Origin of the sequence: Shewanella sp. T24-MNA-CIBAN-0130, assembly GCF_040310185.1 — a bacterium.
Classification (GTDB): domain Bacteria; phylum Pseudomonadota; class Gammaproteobacteria; order Enterobacterales; family Shewanellaceae; genus Shewanella; species Shewanella psychromarinicola.
This window is the reverse complement of record NZ_JBEOPP010000004.1, coordinates 1-12,864: the sequence shown is the minus strand read 5'-3', so window position 1 is coordinate 12,864 and position 12,864 is coordinate 1. Positions and strand designations below refer to the sequence as shown.

Here is a 12,864-nt window from a genome sequence, read left to right as displayed (position 1 = left end):
AACTTGTTAATAGCTGTATTCTTCGTTATCGCTGATTTTGTGGAATTATTTCACTGCCAATTAATGTGCTCTGCTCTTAAAATAATTCTTTAACTGAGGAATTCTGTATGCCTGATAGCAAGAATAAAGTGGGACGCCCCAGTGGAGAGACCCAAAATCGCGATAAGCTTATTCAGGCGGCAAGATCTCTTTTTGTCGAACGTGACTACTCTCAGGTTACCGTTCGTGATGTCGCGGCGCTTGCAGGCACTGATCCTGGGCTTATTCGCTATTACTTTGGCTCTAAACAAAATCTGTTTATCGCGATGTTGCGAGAGACTGCGGCGCCAGTGAAACAAGAGCTCTACAAGGTGAATAAAGAAAAACAAGCCCATGGCCCGGCAAGCTTGATGCAGACCTACTATCAAGTGATGTCAGCGCATCCCCATTTCCCAAGATTAATTTTCCGTCTGGCAGGCCTAGATCAAAGTATTCCCGAAAATAAAGAGATAACCAAGGTGTTTAACGAAATTGTCAATGTGGATGACATCATGATGTTTGATAAACTCGAAGCTAAGGGACTGTTGCACGATGATGTTGATATCCATTGCGCTCAACTGAGTTTTTTTTCGATGATGATCTTTCCATTTATTGTGCCCGAAGGGTTCTTGAGTCGACTCGGTATACAAATCACCCCAGAATTTTTAATGAAACTTGCACAGCAAAATACCAATCTGCTTGCAAGAGGCTTGATGCCGACAAAGGACAAAAATAATGACCAGTAATAAGAAACGTTTTCTGCTCCCCGGTGTCCTAGGCGGAATGCTGATATTATTTTTAGCTATAGCCCTAAAACCATCACCCTCGGTTGTCCAGAGTTATGATAAAGCCAGGGCGGTTGACATTCTCACCCTGGACAAAACCTTGCTGGCCCCAAGAATACAGGGGTTTGGTCGCGTGACACCTAAGCATATATGGCAAGCCGTCGCCGAAGTGAGTGGCAAAGTTATCTACCGCCACCCTCAGCTTGAAACGGGCCGAATGTTACCAAAGGATACCTTGGTGCTAGAGATAGACCCTCTGGAATATGAGTTGAAGCTGGCACAGGCACAAGCGAGTCTCAATGCTACGTCGGCACAACTGACAAGGCTCGATCAGCAGGAGCGAAACCTCAATACCAGCCTGCAGATAGAGAACCAGAAACTGGATCTGGCTAAGCAGGAATATCAACGTAAGCTCACCCTCAAAAAGCGTAATTTGGTGTCGATTTCTGAACTTGAAAGTCAGCATCAGTCCTTGTTGGTACAAACCAAGTTGGTAGAAGATCTGCAAAACTCAATTAAGCTCCTTCCCGACGATAGAAAAGTGAGCCAAGCACAGCAAAGCGTCGATGTTGCACAGTTAGAAGATGCCCGCAGAAGACTGAAACAAACCAAGGTTGTGCTGCCTTTCGATGCCAGAGTGGCCGATATCAACATTGAGCAAGATCAGGTGGTTGCCATGGGCTCAACTATGTTGATCGCTCACCAACTCGGTACTGCGGAGATAATGGCTGAAATATCGCTGCAGGACATGCGCACTTTAGTCAGCAGTATTGAAATGATCCCTGAACAAAATAGTCTACCTTCTTTTGAGCTCTTAGCATTACAAGCCGATGTAGAGTTTCAGGTAGGAAGCAATCGTTTTACTTGGCCAGCTAAAGTCACCCGGGTGGCTGAAACGGTTAATCCGAATCAGGCTACCATCGGCTTATATCTTGAGGTTGAGCAGGATATTCGTCAGCTTAAGCCATTCAGTCGGCCTCCTTTGACCAAGGGAATGTTTGTTTCAGCGCGGATATACGGCCAGGCAAAGCCACATTTTATCGTCCCCGAGAAGGCGCTTCACGGTGACAAGCTATATCTGATGAGCTCGGATAATAAACTGATGATAAAACCGGTGACCATTTTGTTCCGTAATCAAGATCAAGTGGCGATTAAAGCAGACGTTATCGTTGGTGATAACATTGTGCTCAACGATCTTATTCCCGCTATCCCAGGCATGTCTTTAAGAGATATCTCATCAGACCTCGACGTTAATGCTGCTGAGCAATCTCAGGTGAACCGAGAGGAGGCCGGTCAGTGATCGCTTATATCACCCGTCATCCGACCTTAGCTAATTTGTTGATGCTCAGCCTACTCTTGCTCGGATTATTGAGTTTGGGATCAATAAAACGTGAGACTTTTCCAGAGTTTGCGCCTCCCTATGTTACCGCTACCGTGGTTTTTCCCGGCGCGTCGCCGATAGAAGTGGAAGAAAGTCTATGTCTGCGTATGGAAGATGCGGTCGATGGGCTAGGCAATGTCGAAGAAGTAAAATGTGACGCACAAGAAGGCGTCGCGTCCATGACTATCAAGCTGGACGGCAAAGCCGATATTGGGCGCGCTATTGTGGATGTGCAAACCCAGATCAATGGGATTAAAAACTTTCCATCACAAATTGAACCGCCGATCGTTAAAGAACTCGATTGGGCCGAACCTGTTGTCGATATCGCTATTTCGGCCGATGCCAGCTGGCCCCATCTGAAGCATTATGCCGAGGATCTCAAACGTCGCTTGAAAATCGATGCCGGAGTGAGTCTGGTATCCGTTGTTGGCTTTTCCGATCATCAACTGCGGGTTGAGCTTAATCAAATCGATATGCGCCGTTTGGGCCTGACTGCAACCGACATTGCCGATGAAGTGGGTCGGCAAAATGTGAAGATCCCTGCCGGTAATATTGAGTTAAAAGATAAAAACCTGCTGCTCAGATTCGATGAGCGCAAAGTCACGCCAGCGGCGTTAAAGCAAACCATCGTGGCCTCTACCAGCGACGGCAGCGTGGTCCGACTCGGCGATATTGCCACCGTGACTGACCGATTTGAACTCGATGAAGAGCACATCTTTTTCAACGGGCAGCACGCCGCCATACTCAAGGTGAAGAAGAACAAAGCCGATGATGCCTTAAGAATAAAACAGAAAGTAAGCCGTTTCATCGAGCAAGAGCGTTTACGTGTGCCCGATGGCGTGAATTTAACCTTGACCAACGATCTCTCGTCGCTGCTTAAAGATCGTCTGGATATGATGTTAACCAATGGCTGGCAAGGGATCATCCTAGTCTTCTTTAGCATGTGGTTATTTTTCTCTTTGCGTTACTCTTTTTGGGTATCGGCAGGTCTTCCTGTTGCCTTTTTAGGCGGCATCTATTTGATGAGTCTCTTTGGCGTCTCCATTAACATCATGAGTTTAGTCGGTTTGCTTATGGCCATCGGGATCATGATGGATGATGCCATCGTTATCGCCGAGTCTATCGCCTCCCATGTCGACCGGGGCTTAGCGCCACATGATGCCGTGGTTCAAGGGGTTAAAAAGGTTGCCCCAGGCGTGGTCTCCTCGTTTCTGACCACCATTTTAATCTTCAGTAGTTTACTTGGTCTCGATGGTCAGATGGGCGCCGTACTCTCGGCTATCCCGACGGTGCTGATTATGGTGCTCAGTATCAGTTTGATTGAGGCATTTTTAATTTTGCCCAACCATTTAAACCATTCATTAAGCCATGTCCCCAAGAAAGCGCCTAGGCCTGAGCTTAAATTTAAGCGAGATTTTTTAGCCGCATTCGAAACGTTTCGTAATACGACACTCGTCAATGCGGTTAGGTTTGTGGTGCATTGGCGCTACGCCAGCGTTGGCATAACCTTAGGTATCTTGCTCTCATCTGTGGCGCTGGTCGCAGGTGGCGTGTTGAAATTCTTGCCCTTTCCGGAGCTTGATGGTGATATCGCCGAAGTGAGAATTATCCTGCCACCTGGCAGCCCATTGAGTTCGACTCAGGAGGTTGTCGAACAAGTGATCCTCAGTGCTAAAGAGACGGCTGCTCGCTATACCCAAGACGTGGAAGAGGGCGTTGAGCTTATTGAAGATATTACCGCACAGTTTAATTTTAATGCCGATGCGGGCGAGAAAGGGCCTCATGTGGCGACGGTTAGGTTAGATCTCTTGTCGGCCGAAACTCGAAATACGCTGATAGAAGATTTTATCGAAGATTGGCGCGACGGTACGGTTGAGCTAGCAGCCCCTTTGTCTATGGTCTTTAAGCAGCCAACAATGGGGCCTGCGGGTCGTGATATCGAGGTTCGCCTGCTAGGTGATGATCTGGATATGCTAAAGCAGGCCTCGGTGTCGCTGCAATCTTATCTTGCCCAGTTTGACGGTATCAACGGTATTCTCGATGATATGCGTCCGGGGAAAGAGGAAATTAAGGTCAGTCTGAGGCCCGGAGCGGAAGTCTTCGGCATCGATGGTCAGTTGGTCGCCAATCAACTGCGCAGTGCTTTCTTTGGCCAACGGGCCGATGAGATCCAAATTGGGCCCGAGAATATCGAAATTGAAGTTAGGCTGAATAAGGAGCAAGCAGGCGATCTTCATGCATTGGCTAACTTTCCCATTATGTTAGCCAATGGGGAGCAGTTGCCTCTGTCGGCGATCGCCAAATTAGAGCATCAACGATCTTATGTCCGTATTCAGCGGATCAATAGCCAACGTTCGGTTACCGTGATGGCCGATGTTGACAACCGCAAGGGTAATTCCACCGAAACATTAGCTAAGATAAAATCCGATTGGCTGCCGCAAGCCACTGAAGATTATCCTGGGGTTAAGGTCGACTTCGAAGGCTCGGCAAAAGAGACTGCGAAGACGGGCGCCTCTCTTGGTAAGGGATTCCTTATCGGAATATTTGGACTTTTTGTCATACTCAGTTTTCAATTCAGGAGTTACCTCGAGCCTGTGGTGGTGATGTTGGCAATACCCTTGTCTTTGATAGGCGTGCTTTGGGGGCACGTGCTACTTGGCTATAACCTATCTATGCCATCGATAATGGGCTTTATCTCCCTTGCAGGCATAGTCGTCAATGACTCTATCTTGCTGGTGCAATATATACGTCATCATGTCGATGAAGGTGATAGCGTTCATGAAGCCGTTGTAAGTGCCAGTCGGGAACGATTTAGAGCGGTATTTTTAACGTCGCTGACGACGGCAGCAGGTCTGTTACCCCTATTGCTCGAAACGAGTCTTCAGGCGCAAGTAGTACAGCCCTTGGTTGTCTCAATCGTATTCGGGATCTTTGCCTCTACCTTGATGGTGTTATTTATTATTCCTTGTGCCTACGCGATTTTGGCTGACTTTGGCTTGGTGAAGAAACATCAAAAAATTTAGCGAGAGGGAGTAAATTACTGCCATTATCTTGTAATGGCAGTGGTCAGATACCCAAACGACCTCGACATGCAGGAGCCAGCATGTCGAGAAGTGACTGCGTTCAAGGTCGTTAATTACTCCTGCATAAACGAGATTGCCATCTTCTGTGGTGGTCTTGGTAACATAGCCGTACTCGTTAACCTCAGCGCAGGAGATAACGGCTTATCCAACAGTCCTTTATCCCGCTAACTGCGTTGCATTAACTTGCAATAGGCTCGCTATTGACGGGTCAATGCGCCTTGTTAGTCAAACAAATGACCCGTTTGAGATGAAATAAGCTGCTCACGTTGGCAATTGCCCCGGTGCGTTATTGGTGACTCACGGTGGCATGATGCGCTGCTTAATGTGCTGCTTAATGGAATATAGGCTTAAGGCTGGCCAATGTAGCGGATTATTCGCTAACCTAGCGATCCCCTATGCTGCTATTATGGTGCTCGATGTCTATTGGCTTGACGATATTGATAAGCTTGACTGTTTTCAATCTGTTGTAATAGATAGCAAGGTAGCTAAAGTGAGCATTACATAGGCTTAACGCGTCATATTGATAGTCATAGAATTATTACTATAACGTCATATTAATAGCGTAATAATCATATTGTTATAATCATAGTTTTATATTCATAGCGTTATAATCGACTCATCAGAACCATAGCGCCATAATCATAGTGCCTTTCAAGGTATTGGGAATTGGGATAAGCCCAAACTGTACCCGCAACTGTAGATGGACCAATTAACCATTGGTGCATAAGTCAGATACCAGCTTTGAATTGCCTCAATATCCATGCCTAAGCGGGTGACTTAGGGGAGTTTTTAAATAGATGTATGTGTTAATTAATTGGACATGGCGAGGTCATTTACATGTCTGAATCAGTATTGGATGTCAATCATCTCTTTTGGCAAGTCGATAATAAAACCATTCTAGCTGATATTGATTTCAGTTTGCCTAGAGGCCAAATGCTAGGGCTCATTGGCCCCAATGGTGCGGGTAAGTCGAGTCTGTTACGTTGCTTGTATCGTTATATTGAGCCAACTAGCGGCGATATTGAAATTTTTTCCAAACCCATCAGTGGTTTTTCCTCTAAATCGTTAGCGCAGAGTATTGCTGTGGTGCAACAAGATACCCCGCATTATTTTGATATGACTACTGAGCAGTTAGTGACAATGGGGCTAACACCGCATAAAAACTTGTTTGACCCCAACACAGCGCAAGACCGAGAACGTATTTTAAGTGCATTAACCAAAGTGGGATTGCAGCAAAAAGCGCAGCAACAGTATGAGCTATTATCTGGTGGTGAAAAACAACGTGCACTAATTGCCCGAGCCATTGTGCAACAGCCACATATTCTTATATTAGATGAACCTACCAATCATTTAGATATTCGTTATCAAATTCAAATCCTTGAACTCGTCGTATCACTAGGGATCAGTGTCATTGCTTCTATACATGACCTGAATTTAGCCAGTGCGATGTGCGATAAATTACTGCTACTCGACCAAGGGCGGTTAATTGCTAAAGGTACCCCAACAGAAGTACTCACCGAGCGGCAAATTAGTGAGGTGTTTGGCGTTTGCTGCCACGTCAATGATCATCCACAACATGGTAACCCCCTCATCAGTTATTTCTATGGTTACCAGGCAAGCAAGAAAGGATGCTCTGATCATGATTGATGCATCGCAACGTCGGTATTATGTGTGTTTCAGTTTGTTGGTATTTGCCACGCTACTTACCCCTATTTTTGCGGCCAGTTTTGGTGCAGCCAATATTGATCTTAATGACGTATTGATCATTTTCAATACTTTATGGGGGGGTGACATACCGAGTTCTATTGATGGCAGTGGGCATGCTATCGAGTTGAGCCAACGTATTGTGCTTGAATTACGCTTGCCGCGGATTTTGTTAGCCTTTGTGGCTGGTGCTGGCTTGTCTATCGCGGGCAGCGTATTGCAAACCGTGACCCGTAATCCGCTAGCCGACCCTTACTTATTTGGCATTAGCTCTGGGGCGTCATTTGGTGCTGTGTTGGTGGTGTCATTATTCAGCCAAACAGGCTTGTTTGCGGAGATATTTTCAGGCGCATTGTCGATAAAACCAAGCTTTACGGCACAACCTTGGTGGTCTTGGTCGACATTAAGCATCCCGATTGGGGCATTTATTGGCGCCAGTTTATCGGTATTGATTGTGTTTATATTGTCGGCTTCTGGTCAAAGTAGTCAAGTTGAACGTATGTTGTTGTCTGGTGTGGCGACCTCGTTTCTGTTCGGCGCACTAACTAGTTTGCTGTTGTATTTCTCTAGCCCACAGGCTGCGGCATCAGTGTTATTTTGGAGCTTAGGCAGTTTTGCCAAAGCCAGTTGGTCTAATTTACTATTACCCAGTGTGACGGTTGGTATTAGTTTGTTAATTATGTTGGCGTTTAGACGGCAAATTATGGCGCTAAAAGCGGGTGATGAAACCGCTCACACCTTAGGCATTAATGTCGCTAAATTGCGTTTAAGTATGTTGTTACTGTGTTCACTGATCACCGCGATGTTGGTGGCGACGTGTGGGGGCATTGGTTTTGTGGGGTTGATGATCCCGCACACGGTTAGGCTATTGTTTTCAGGACGTCAGCCGCTGATCTTAACCGCGATGTTGGGGGGATTATTTATGGTGTGGATTGACGTGATAGCGCGATGTATTTTATCGAACCAAGAATTGCCTGTTGGTATTATCACTGCCGCTTTGGGTAGTGTATTTTTCTTGTTTATTTTGCGTCAACGCCGTTAAAAGATCTCATTGACTGACAAGTGTCGTTAAGTCGGTTTTGAGCTTGAGATAATTGATTGCCCGATATTACAACCGCTAACTGGCCAAGCCAATGTTATCTTCAACGTTTAGGCGCAGGTACTCAGGCGATACATTTAGCGGCCGCAATGGGCTTGAAAAAGTCGCCTAATGCGTAGAGCTTACTCGTCAGCGGGTGCACGTCTTGTTGGTGCTGGTTGCAATGTTATTGCTTTGGGTAAAATGGTTATAGGCAATACTTGTGCCGCAACTGCGGTAATGTCAGCTATGCTGAATATCATTATTGCGTAATGTGCTGTGTGTTGAACAATATGTTGAGCAGTGTATTGAGTAATGTGTTAGGCAGTGTATTAAGCAATGTATTGAGCCGTGTATTGAGCAGTGTATTGGTCGATGCACGGGAATTGATGATGCAACCTTGGTCACTAAACCCCGATTAATTAACCAAGCGTTAGACTTACATCGTCATGAGTAAGTCTGTTCATGGGCCATTTTAGCCCTTTAGCTGGCGTTAGAATCGTGTCAATGATTGGGGCGATTTTAGTGGCTAGGGAACAAAAAAAATGAGTGATGATTGATGGTTTTATCGCTACTGCTGCAGCATGAGTTGCGGTAACATTATGTCCACAATCAAGAGATTATTGAGTCTTTGCTCATCAGTGGCAAGAGCAAGGACATAAGCTTCTATTACAACAGCTACAAGCTACACTATTGTTGTTGCTGGGATTAAGGTTTGGAGAGGGCACTGGCGCTGCATTGGCGTTAATTCAAGCTACACTGAAATTTCACAATAAAATGGCCAGTCTCTATGGTGCTGGTGTTAATAATGCGGTTTAAGGGTACAAGATGTCTGGCGAGATAAAGTGGTTACGGCAGTTGAATCTATTTTTTGTGGCAATGAGTTTTTTTACTCGGATCCCGGTGCCGCCTTGGGTGGTTATCGACAATGATAAGCAGAGCAAGGCAAGCCGATATTTTGGTGTGGTCGGCTTAGTGATTGGCTTAATTTGTGCGCTGTTGTTCTGGTTAGCACAACTCATTTTACCCGCGAGTATCGCTATTTTACTGGCGATGGTGGCGGGTGTGCTAGTCACTGGCGCATTTCATGAAGACGGTTTAGCCGACACCGCCGATGGGTTTGGTGGTGGTAGAACGATTGAAGATAAGCTGCGGATTATGAAAGATTCGCGCTTGGGCAGTTATGGGGCATTATCTCTGGGATTGGTGTTACTACTTAAATGGCAATTGTTGGTAGAGTTAGCTTTATACAGCCCACTGGCGGCGGTCAGCGCACTTGTCGTGGGTCACACCTTAAGTCGAGTCGTGTCGGCGAGCTTAATTTTCAGTGAACAATATGTCCGAAATGAACAGACCAGTAAGTCAATGCCTGTAGCACAAAATCAGCAGCTCAATGACTTGCTTATATTAATTGCTAGCGGTATTTTTGTGTTGTTATGGCTTAATGGCCTAGTGGCATTTGTACTGTTTATTACCTTATGGCTGGTGCGTATTTTGTTAGGCGGATTCTTCCGTAAACAGATTGGAGGCTATACTGGTGACACATTAGGCGCAGCACAGCAAATTAGCGAAGTGTGTTGTTATCTTGTCATTTTAGCGGTGGGATTAAGCTGATGATCCATTTGGTGTTGGGCGGTGCGCGCAGCGGTAAGAGTCAATTTGCAGAGCAATGTGTAGCCGAATACGCTGCTATTGGTTACCAATGCGTGTATTTAGCCACGGCAACGGCGCTAGACAATGAAATGTCGCAGCGTATTGAGCAACATCAGCAATATAGAGTGTCTAGCGCCCATGGCTGGACACTGCATGAACAAGCTTACGATATTGCACAAACCTTGGTGGCAATCGATAAACCCCAGCAAGTGATATTGCTTGATTGTTTGACGTTATTATTAACCAATCATTTATTGTTAGATGATGGTGCCTCGTGGGCTTCTCAAAAATCATTACTCATCGACAGTCTGCCCGCGTTGCAAAGTGAAGTGGTATTAGTCAGCAATGAAGTGGGCTCGGGTATTGTTCCCATGGGCGAGTTAAATCGCCGTTTTGTTGATGAAGCCGGTTGGCTTAACCAATCGATAGCGGCAATATCAGACCAAGTCACTTTGGTGGTTGCGGGCCTGCCTTTGACCTTAAAAGCATAATGTCATTGCCGCATTTTACCCTGCCAACCGCTGACCTATTGTCCGGGGCATTAATGGTGCAAGGCACCACATCTGATGCCGGTAAAAGCACTCTTGTTGCAGGGCTATGTCGCTTATTTGCCCGCCAAGGAGTCAATGTTGCGCCTTTTAAGCCACAAAATATGGCATTAAACAGTGCGGTAACCATTGATGGGGGTGAAATAGGTCGCGCTCAAGCACTGCAAGCCATCGCATGTCAATTACCCCCTCATACCGATTTTAATCCCGTGCTGTTAAAACCCAGCTCTGATACTGGCGCGCAAGTGATTATTCACGGTAAAGCGTTAACCACATTAGAAGCGAAGGCTTTTTTCGGCCCTGAGAGTCGAGGTTATAAAACCTTGGCCTTAGCGGCCGTGATGCAATCATACCGACGCTTACAGCAACAATACTCGCTGGTGGTCATAGAAGGGGCGGGCAGTCCCGCAGAAATCAATTTACGTGATGGCGATATTGCTAATATGGGTTTTGCAGAAGTGGCCGACTGCCCAGTGATTATTATTGCCGATATTGATAAAGGCGGCGTATTTGCCCATTTGGTGGGCACGTTGGCACTGTTAAGTCCGTCTGAACAAGCACGGGTAAAAGGCTTTGTGATTAACCGTTTTCGCGGTGACATCAGCTTATTGCAACCGGGTATTGATTGGCTTGAAGCCTATACCCAAAAACCCGTATTAGGCGTATTACCTTATTTACACGACCTACATTTAGACGCTGAAGATGCGTTAATTGATAGTCCCCAAAATCCGTTATCGGCAACATTGCCTACTACGCAGCGCTTGTCAGTATTGGTGTTAGTGTATCCAAGGATCAGTAATCATACCGACTTTGATCCGCTGCGTTTACACCCGCATATTGATTTTCATTATGTGACTATGCAAAGCGATGCAAGCTCGACGGTATGGCCTAACGCCGATGTCATTATTTTACCAGGCAGTAAAAATGTCCGCGCAGATTTGGCTTTTATGCGTCAACAAGGTTGGGATATTAAACTCAAAACCCATTTACGTTACGGCGGTAAAGTCATCGGGATTTGTGGCGGTTATCAAATGCTCGGTGAGCTAATTGATGACCCTTTAGGCATTGAAGACATTGCCGGTTGCAGCAAAGGATTGGGCTTATTACCTATTACTACCGTATTAACGGTTAGTAAAACCTTAACTCAAGTAAGGGGTCACTTACGCTTACAACACCAGCAGGCAGAGTTTAGTGGGTATGAGATCCATTGTGGTGAGTCTTCACTCACTCAAAGTGATGTAACGCAGCCGCTATCGATTGAACAAGATGCACAGCAGACAATGCCGATCACCAAGCTCGATGGCATGGTGAGCAATGACCAACAAATTTTAGCGACCTATGTGCATGGATTATTCGATCATCCCGCTGCATGCCAACTTATTTTGCAATGGGCAGGCTTAGCGAGTCACCATGCTATTGATATTAACCAAATTCGCGAGCAGCAACTAAATCGTCTTGCCGATGTATTAGAAGCGCATTTGGATATGAATACATTGAAAGGAATAATCTCATGACAACTGATCACCACGACAACGAACAAGCTAGCGCTATTGATGCAAGCAAAGCTGAACGTCATAAAGCCCGCCAACAGAAAGTCAAAGTGGGTGTTGACGCTAAAATTGCCGCAGCCCAAGAAGAAAAAGGTATTTTGCTGGTACTAACCGGTAACGGAAAAGGTAAATCGACATCAGGTTTTGGCTCCGTTGCTCGTGCTGTAGGCCATGGCCATAAAGCGGCGGTAGTGCAATTTATTAAAGGTTCTTGGGCTTGTGGCGAACGTAATTTATTAGCAGGCGCAGGGGTGCCGTTTCATGTGATGGGCACGGGTTTCACCTGGGACACCCAAGACAAAGCAAAAGACACCCAAGCGGCAATGGAAGCTTGGCTAGAAGCAGAAAAATTGCTTAAAGATGAATCGATTAACATGGTATTACTTGATGAGCTGACTTACATGGTCAGTTATCACTATATCGAGCTTGAGCGGGTATTAACGGCATTAAAAAATCGCCCTGCGATGCAACATGTGATTATTACTGGCCGCGCTTGTCATCGTGACATCATTGAATTAGCCGACACCGTCAGCGAAGTGCAACCGATAAAACACGCGTTTAATGATGGGATTAAAGCTCAGTTGGGTTTTGATTACTAACAACAATGTAGGTTTGTTGATGGCTATTCAAATTAGTCTTTTGATTTAGCCGCTCACTCATCGTTTAGTTAAGATTGGGCGGGATATCCATACTTGCTGTAGCACTTGAGTTAACTTTTTTGGTATCAGAGCCAGGAAACCACTTGGCAACAACATGGTTAAATTCGCCGTTTTCTTTGATGGTGTCAAACGCTTGTTGCATTTGATTAAATAACTCAATGCGGGTGTCTTTGTGAGTTGCTAGCCCTAATGAAATTTTGCTAACAATAAATGCCGGAGTAAAATCGGCATGATTAAATCCTAAGTTTTTTACTGCTTCATTAAAACCAATTTCATTGTTGTAATTTAAATCAACGCGGCCAAATTGGAGCATGTTTACCGCAGTAGTTCGGTGTTTTTCAAGGTAGTTGGCACTCTTTACTTAAATTTTAAGCTGCATTTCTTGTTTCTGTTTCAGACTTCTTA

The 12,864-nt window shown here is 45.6% G+C and carries 12 protein-coding genes, 1 pseudogene and 1 riboswitch; of the genes and pseudogenes, 12 read left to right on the top strand and 1 reads right to left on the bottom strand.

Annotation, left to right across the window (positions count from 1 at the left end; all coding sequences use genetic code 11):
- Positions 1-107 precede the first annotated feature (107 nt).
- From AAEZ02_RS02565 to cobO, 12 genes and pseudogenes are all read left to right on the top strand, one after another.
- Entirely contained in the window at positions 108-764 is a 657-nt protein-coding gene (locus tag AAEZ02_RS02565) for a TetR/AcrR family transcriptional regulator (RefSeq protein ID WP_124013684.1), read from the top strand.
- A complete protein-coding gene (locus AAEZ02_RS02560) occupies positions 754-2,103 on the top strand; it encodes an efflux RND transporter periplasmic adaptor subunit (protein WP_351077990.1) in 1,350 nt (449 codons plus the stop codon). Before AAEZ02_RS02565 ends, AAEZ02_RS02560 begins: the two co-directional genes overlap by 11 nt.
- Positions 2,100-5,207, top strand: coding sequence for an efflux RND transporter permease subunit (locus AAEZ02_RS02555; RefSeq protein ID WP_351121775.1), 3,108 nt, complete (start codon positions 2,100-2,102; stop codon positions 5,205-5,207). Before AAEZ02_RS02560 ends, AAEZ02_RS02555 begins: the two co-directional genes overlap by 4 nt.
- 697 nt (positions 5,208-5,904) lie before the next feature.
- Positions 5,905-6,025, top strand: a riboswitch (cobalamin riboswitch).
- A gap of 79 nt (positions 6,026-6,104) precedes the next feature.
- Complete coding sequence (locus AAEZ02_RS02550; protein WP_124013687.1) at positions 6,105-6,914, top strand: ABC transporter ATP-binding protein; 810 nt, start codon at positions 6,105-6,107, stop codon at positions 6,912-6,914.
- Complete coding sequence (locus AAEZ02_RS02545) at positions 6,907-8,013, top strand: FecCD family ABC transporter permease (RefSeq protein WP_124013688.1); 1,107 nt, start codon at positions 6,907-6,909, stop codon at positions 8,011-8,013. Before AAEZ02_RS02550 ends, AAEZ02_RS02545 begins: the two co-directional genes overlap by 8 nt.
- A 168-nt stretch (positions 8,014-8,181) precedes the next feature.
- Positions 8,182-8,322 carry a nicotinate-nucleotide--dimethylbenzimidazole phosphoribosyltransferase gene (locus AAEZ02_RS02540; protein ID WP_351121771.1) on the top strand — a complete coding sequence of 47 codons (141 nt, stop codon included), beginning with the start codon at positions 8,182-8,184 and terminating at the stop codon, positions 8,320-8,322.
- Between the two features lie 11 nt (positions 8,323-8,333).
- Positions 8,334-8,471: a hypothetical protein gene (locus AAEZ02_RS02535; protein ID WP_351121768.1), complete on the top strand. Its 138-nt coding sequence runs from the start codon at positions 8,334-8,336 to the stop codon at positions 8,469-8,471.
- A 217-nt stretch (positions 8,472-8,688) separates the two neighbouring features.
- Positions 8,689-8,868: pseudogene (locus tag AAEZ02_RS02530) on the top strand (nicotinate-nucleotide--dimethylbenzimidazole phosphoribosyltransferase); the annotation flags it as partial.
- Between the two features lie 9 nt (positions 8,869-8,877).
- Complete coding sequence (locus tag AAEZ02_RS02525) at positions 8,878-9,663, top strand: adenosylcobinamide-GDP ribazoletransferase (RefSeq protein WP_101032618.1); 786 nt, start codon at positions 8,878-8,880, stop codon at positions 9,661-9,663.
- Positions 9,663-10,193, top strand: a complete 531-nt coding sequence (cobU, locus tag AAEZ02_RS02520; protein ID WP_124013689.1) for a bifunctional adenosylcobinamide kinase/adenosylcobinamide-phosphate guanylyltransferase — start codon at positions 9,663-9,665, stop codon at positions 10,191-10,193. Before AAEZ02_RS02525 ends, cobU begins: the two co-directional genes overlap by 1 nt.
- Positions 10,193-11,764 (top strand): cobyric acid synthase, encoded by a 1,572-nt coding sequence (locus AAEZ02_RS02515; protein ID WP_124013690.1) that lies wholly within the window; start codon positions 10,193-10,195, stop codon positions 11,762-11,764. Before cobU ends, AAEZ02_RS02515 begins: the two co-directional genes overlap by 1 nt.
- Positions 11,761-12,399, top strand: coding sequence for a cob(I)yrinic acid a,c-diamide adenosyltransferase (cobO, locus tag AAEZ02_RS02510; RefSeq protein ID WP_124013691.1), 639 nt, complete (start codon positions 11,761-11,763; stop codon positions 12,397-12,399). The genes AAEZ02_RS02515 and cobO overlap by 4 nt, the downstream gene beginning before the upstream one ends.
- A gap of 64 nt (positions 12,400-12,463) precedes the next feature.
- Here the strand turns inward: cobO and AAEZ02_RS02505 are convergent, their stop codons facing one another.
- Entirely contained in the window at positions 12,464-12,772 is a 309-nt protein-coding gene (locus tag AAEZ02_RS02505) for a hypothetical protein (protein WP_502959584.1), read from the bottom strand.
- Positions 12,773-12,864: the final 92 nt, after the last annotated feature.

Bases quoted from the DNA above. Each gene is read 5' to 3' on its own strand.
- AAEZ02_RS02565 (WP_124013684.1), top strand. From the start codon at position 108: ATGCCTGATAGCAAGAATAAAGTGGGACGCCCCAGTGGAGAGACCCAA.
- AAEZ02_RS02560 (WP_351077990.1), top strand. From the start codon at position 754: ATGACCAGTAATAAGAAACGTTTTCTGCTCCCCGGTGTCCTAGGCGGA.
- AAEZ02_RS02550 (WP_124013687.1), top strand. From the start codon at position 6,105: ATGTCTGAATCAGTATTGGATGTCAATCATCTCTTTTGGCAAGTCGAT.
- AAEZ02_RS02545 (WP_124013688.1), top strand. From the start codon at position 6,907: ATGATTGATGCATCGCAACGTCGGTATTATGTGTGTTTCAGTTTGTTG.
- AAEZ02_RS02540 (WP_351121771.1), top strand. From the start codon at position 8,182: ATGCGTAGAGCTTACTCGTCAGCGGGTGCACGTCTTGTTGGTGCTGGT.
- AAEZ02_RS02525 (WP_101032618.1), top strand. From the start codon at position 8,878: ATGTCTGGCGAGATAAAGTGGTTACGGCAGTTGAATCTATTTTTTGTG.
- cobU (WP_124013689.1), top strand. From the start codon at position 9,663: ATGATCCATTTGGTGTTGGGCGGTGCGCGCAGCGGTAAGAGTCAATTT.
- AAEZ02_RS02515 (WP_124013690.1), top strand. From the start codon at position 10,193: ATGTCATTGCCGCATTTTACCCTGCCAACCGCTGACCTATTGTCCGGG.
- cobO (WP_124013691.1), top strand. From the start codon at position 11,761: ATGACAACTGATCACCACGACAACGAACAAGCTAGCGCTATTGATGCA.
- AAEZ02_RS02505 (WP_502959584.1), bottom strand. From the start codon at position 12,772: ATGCTCCAATTTGGCCGCGTTGATTTAAATTACAACAATGAAATTGGT.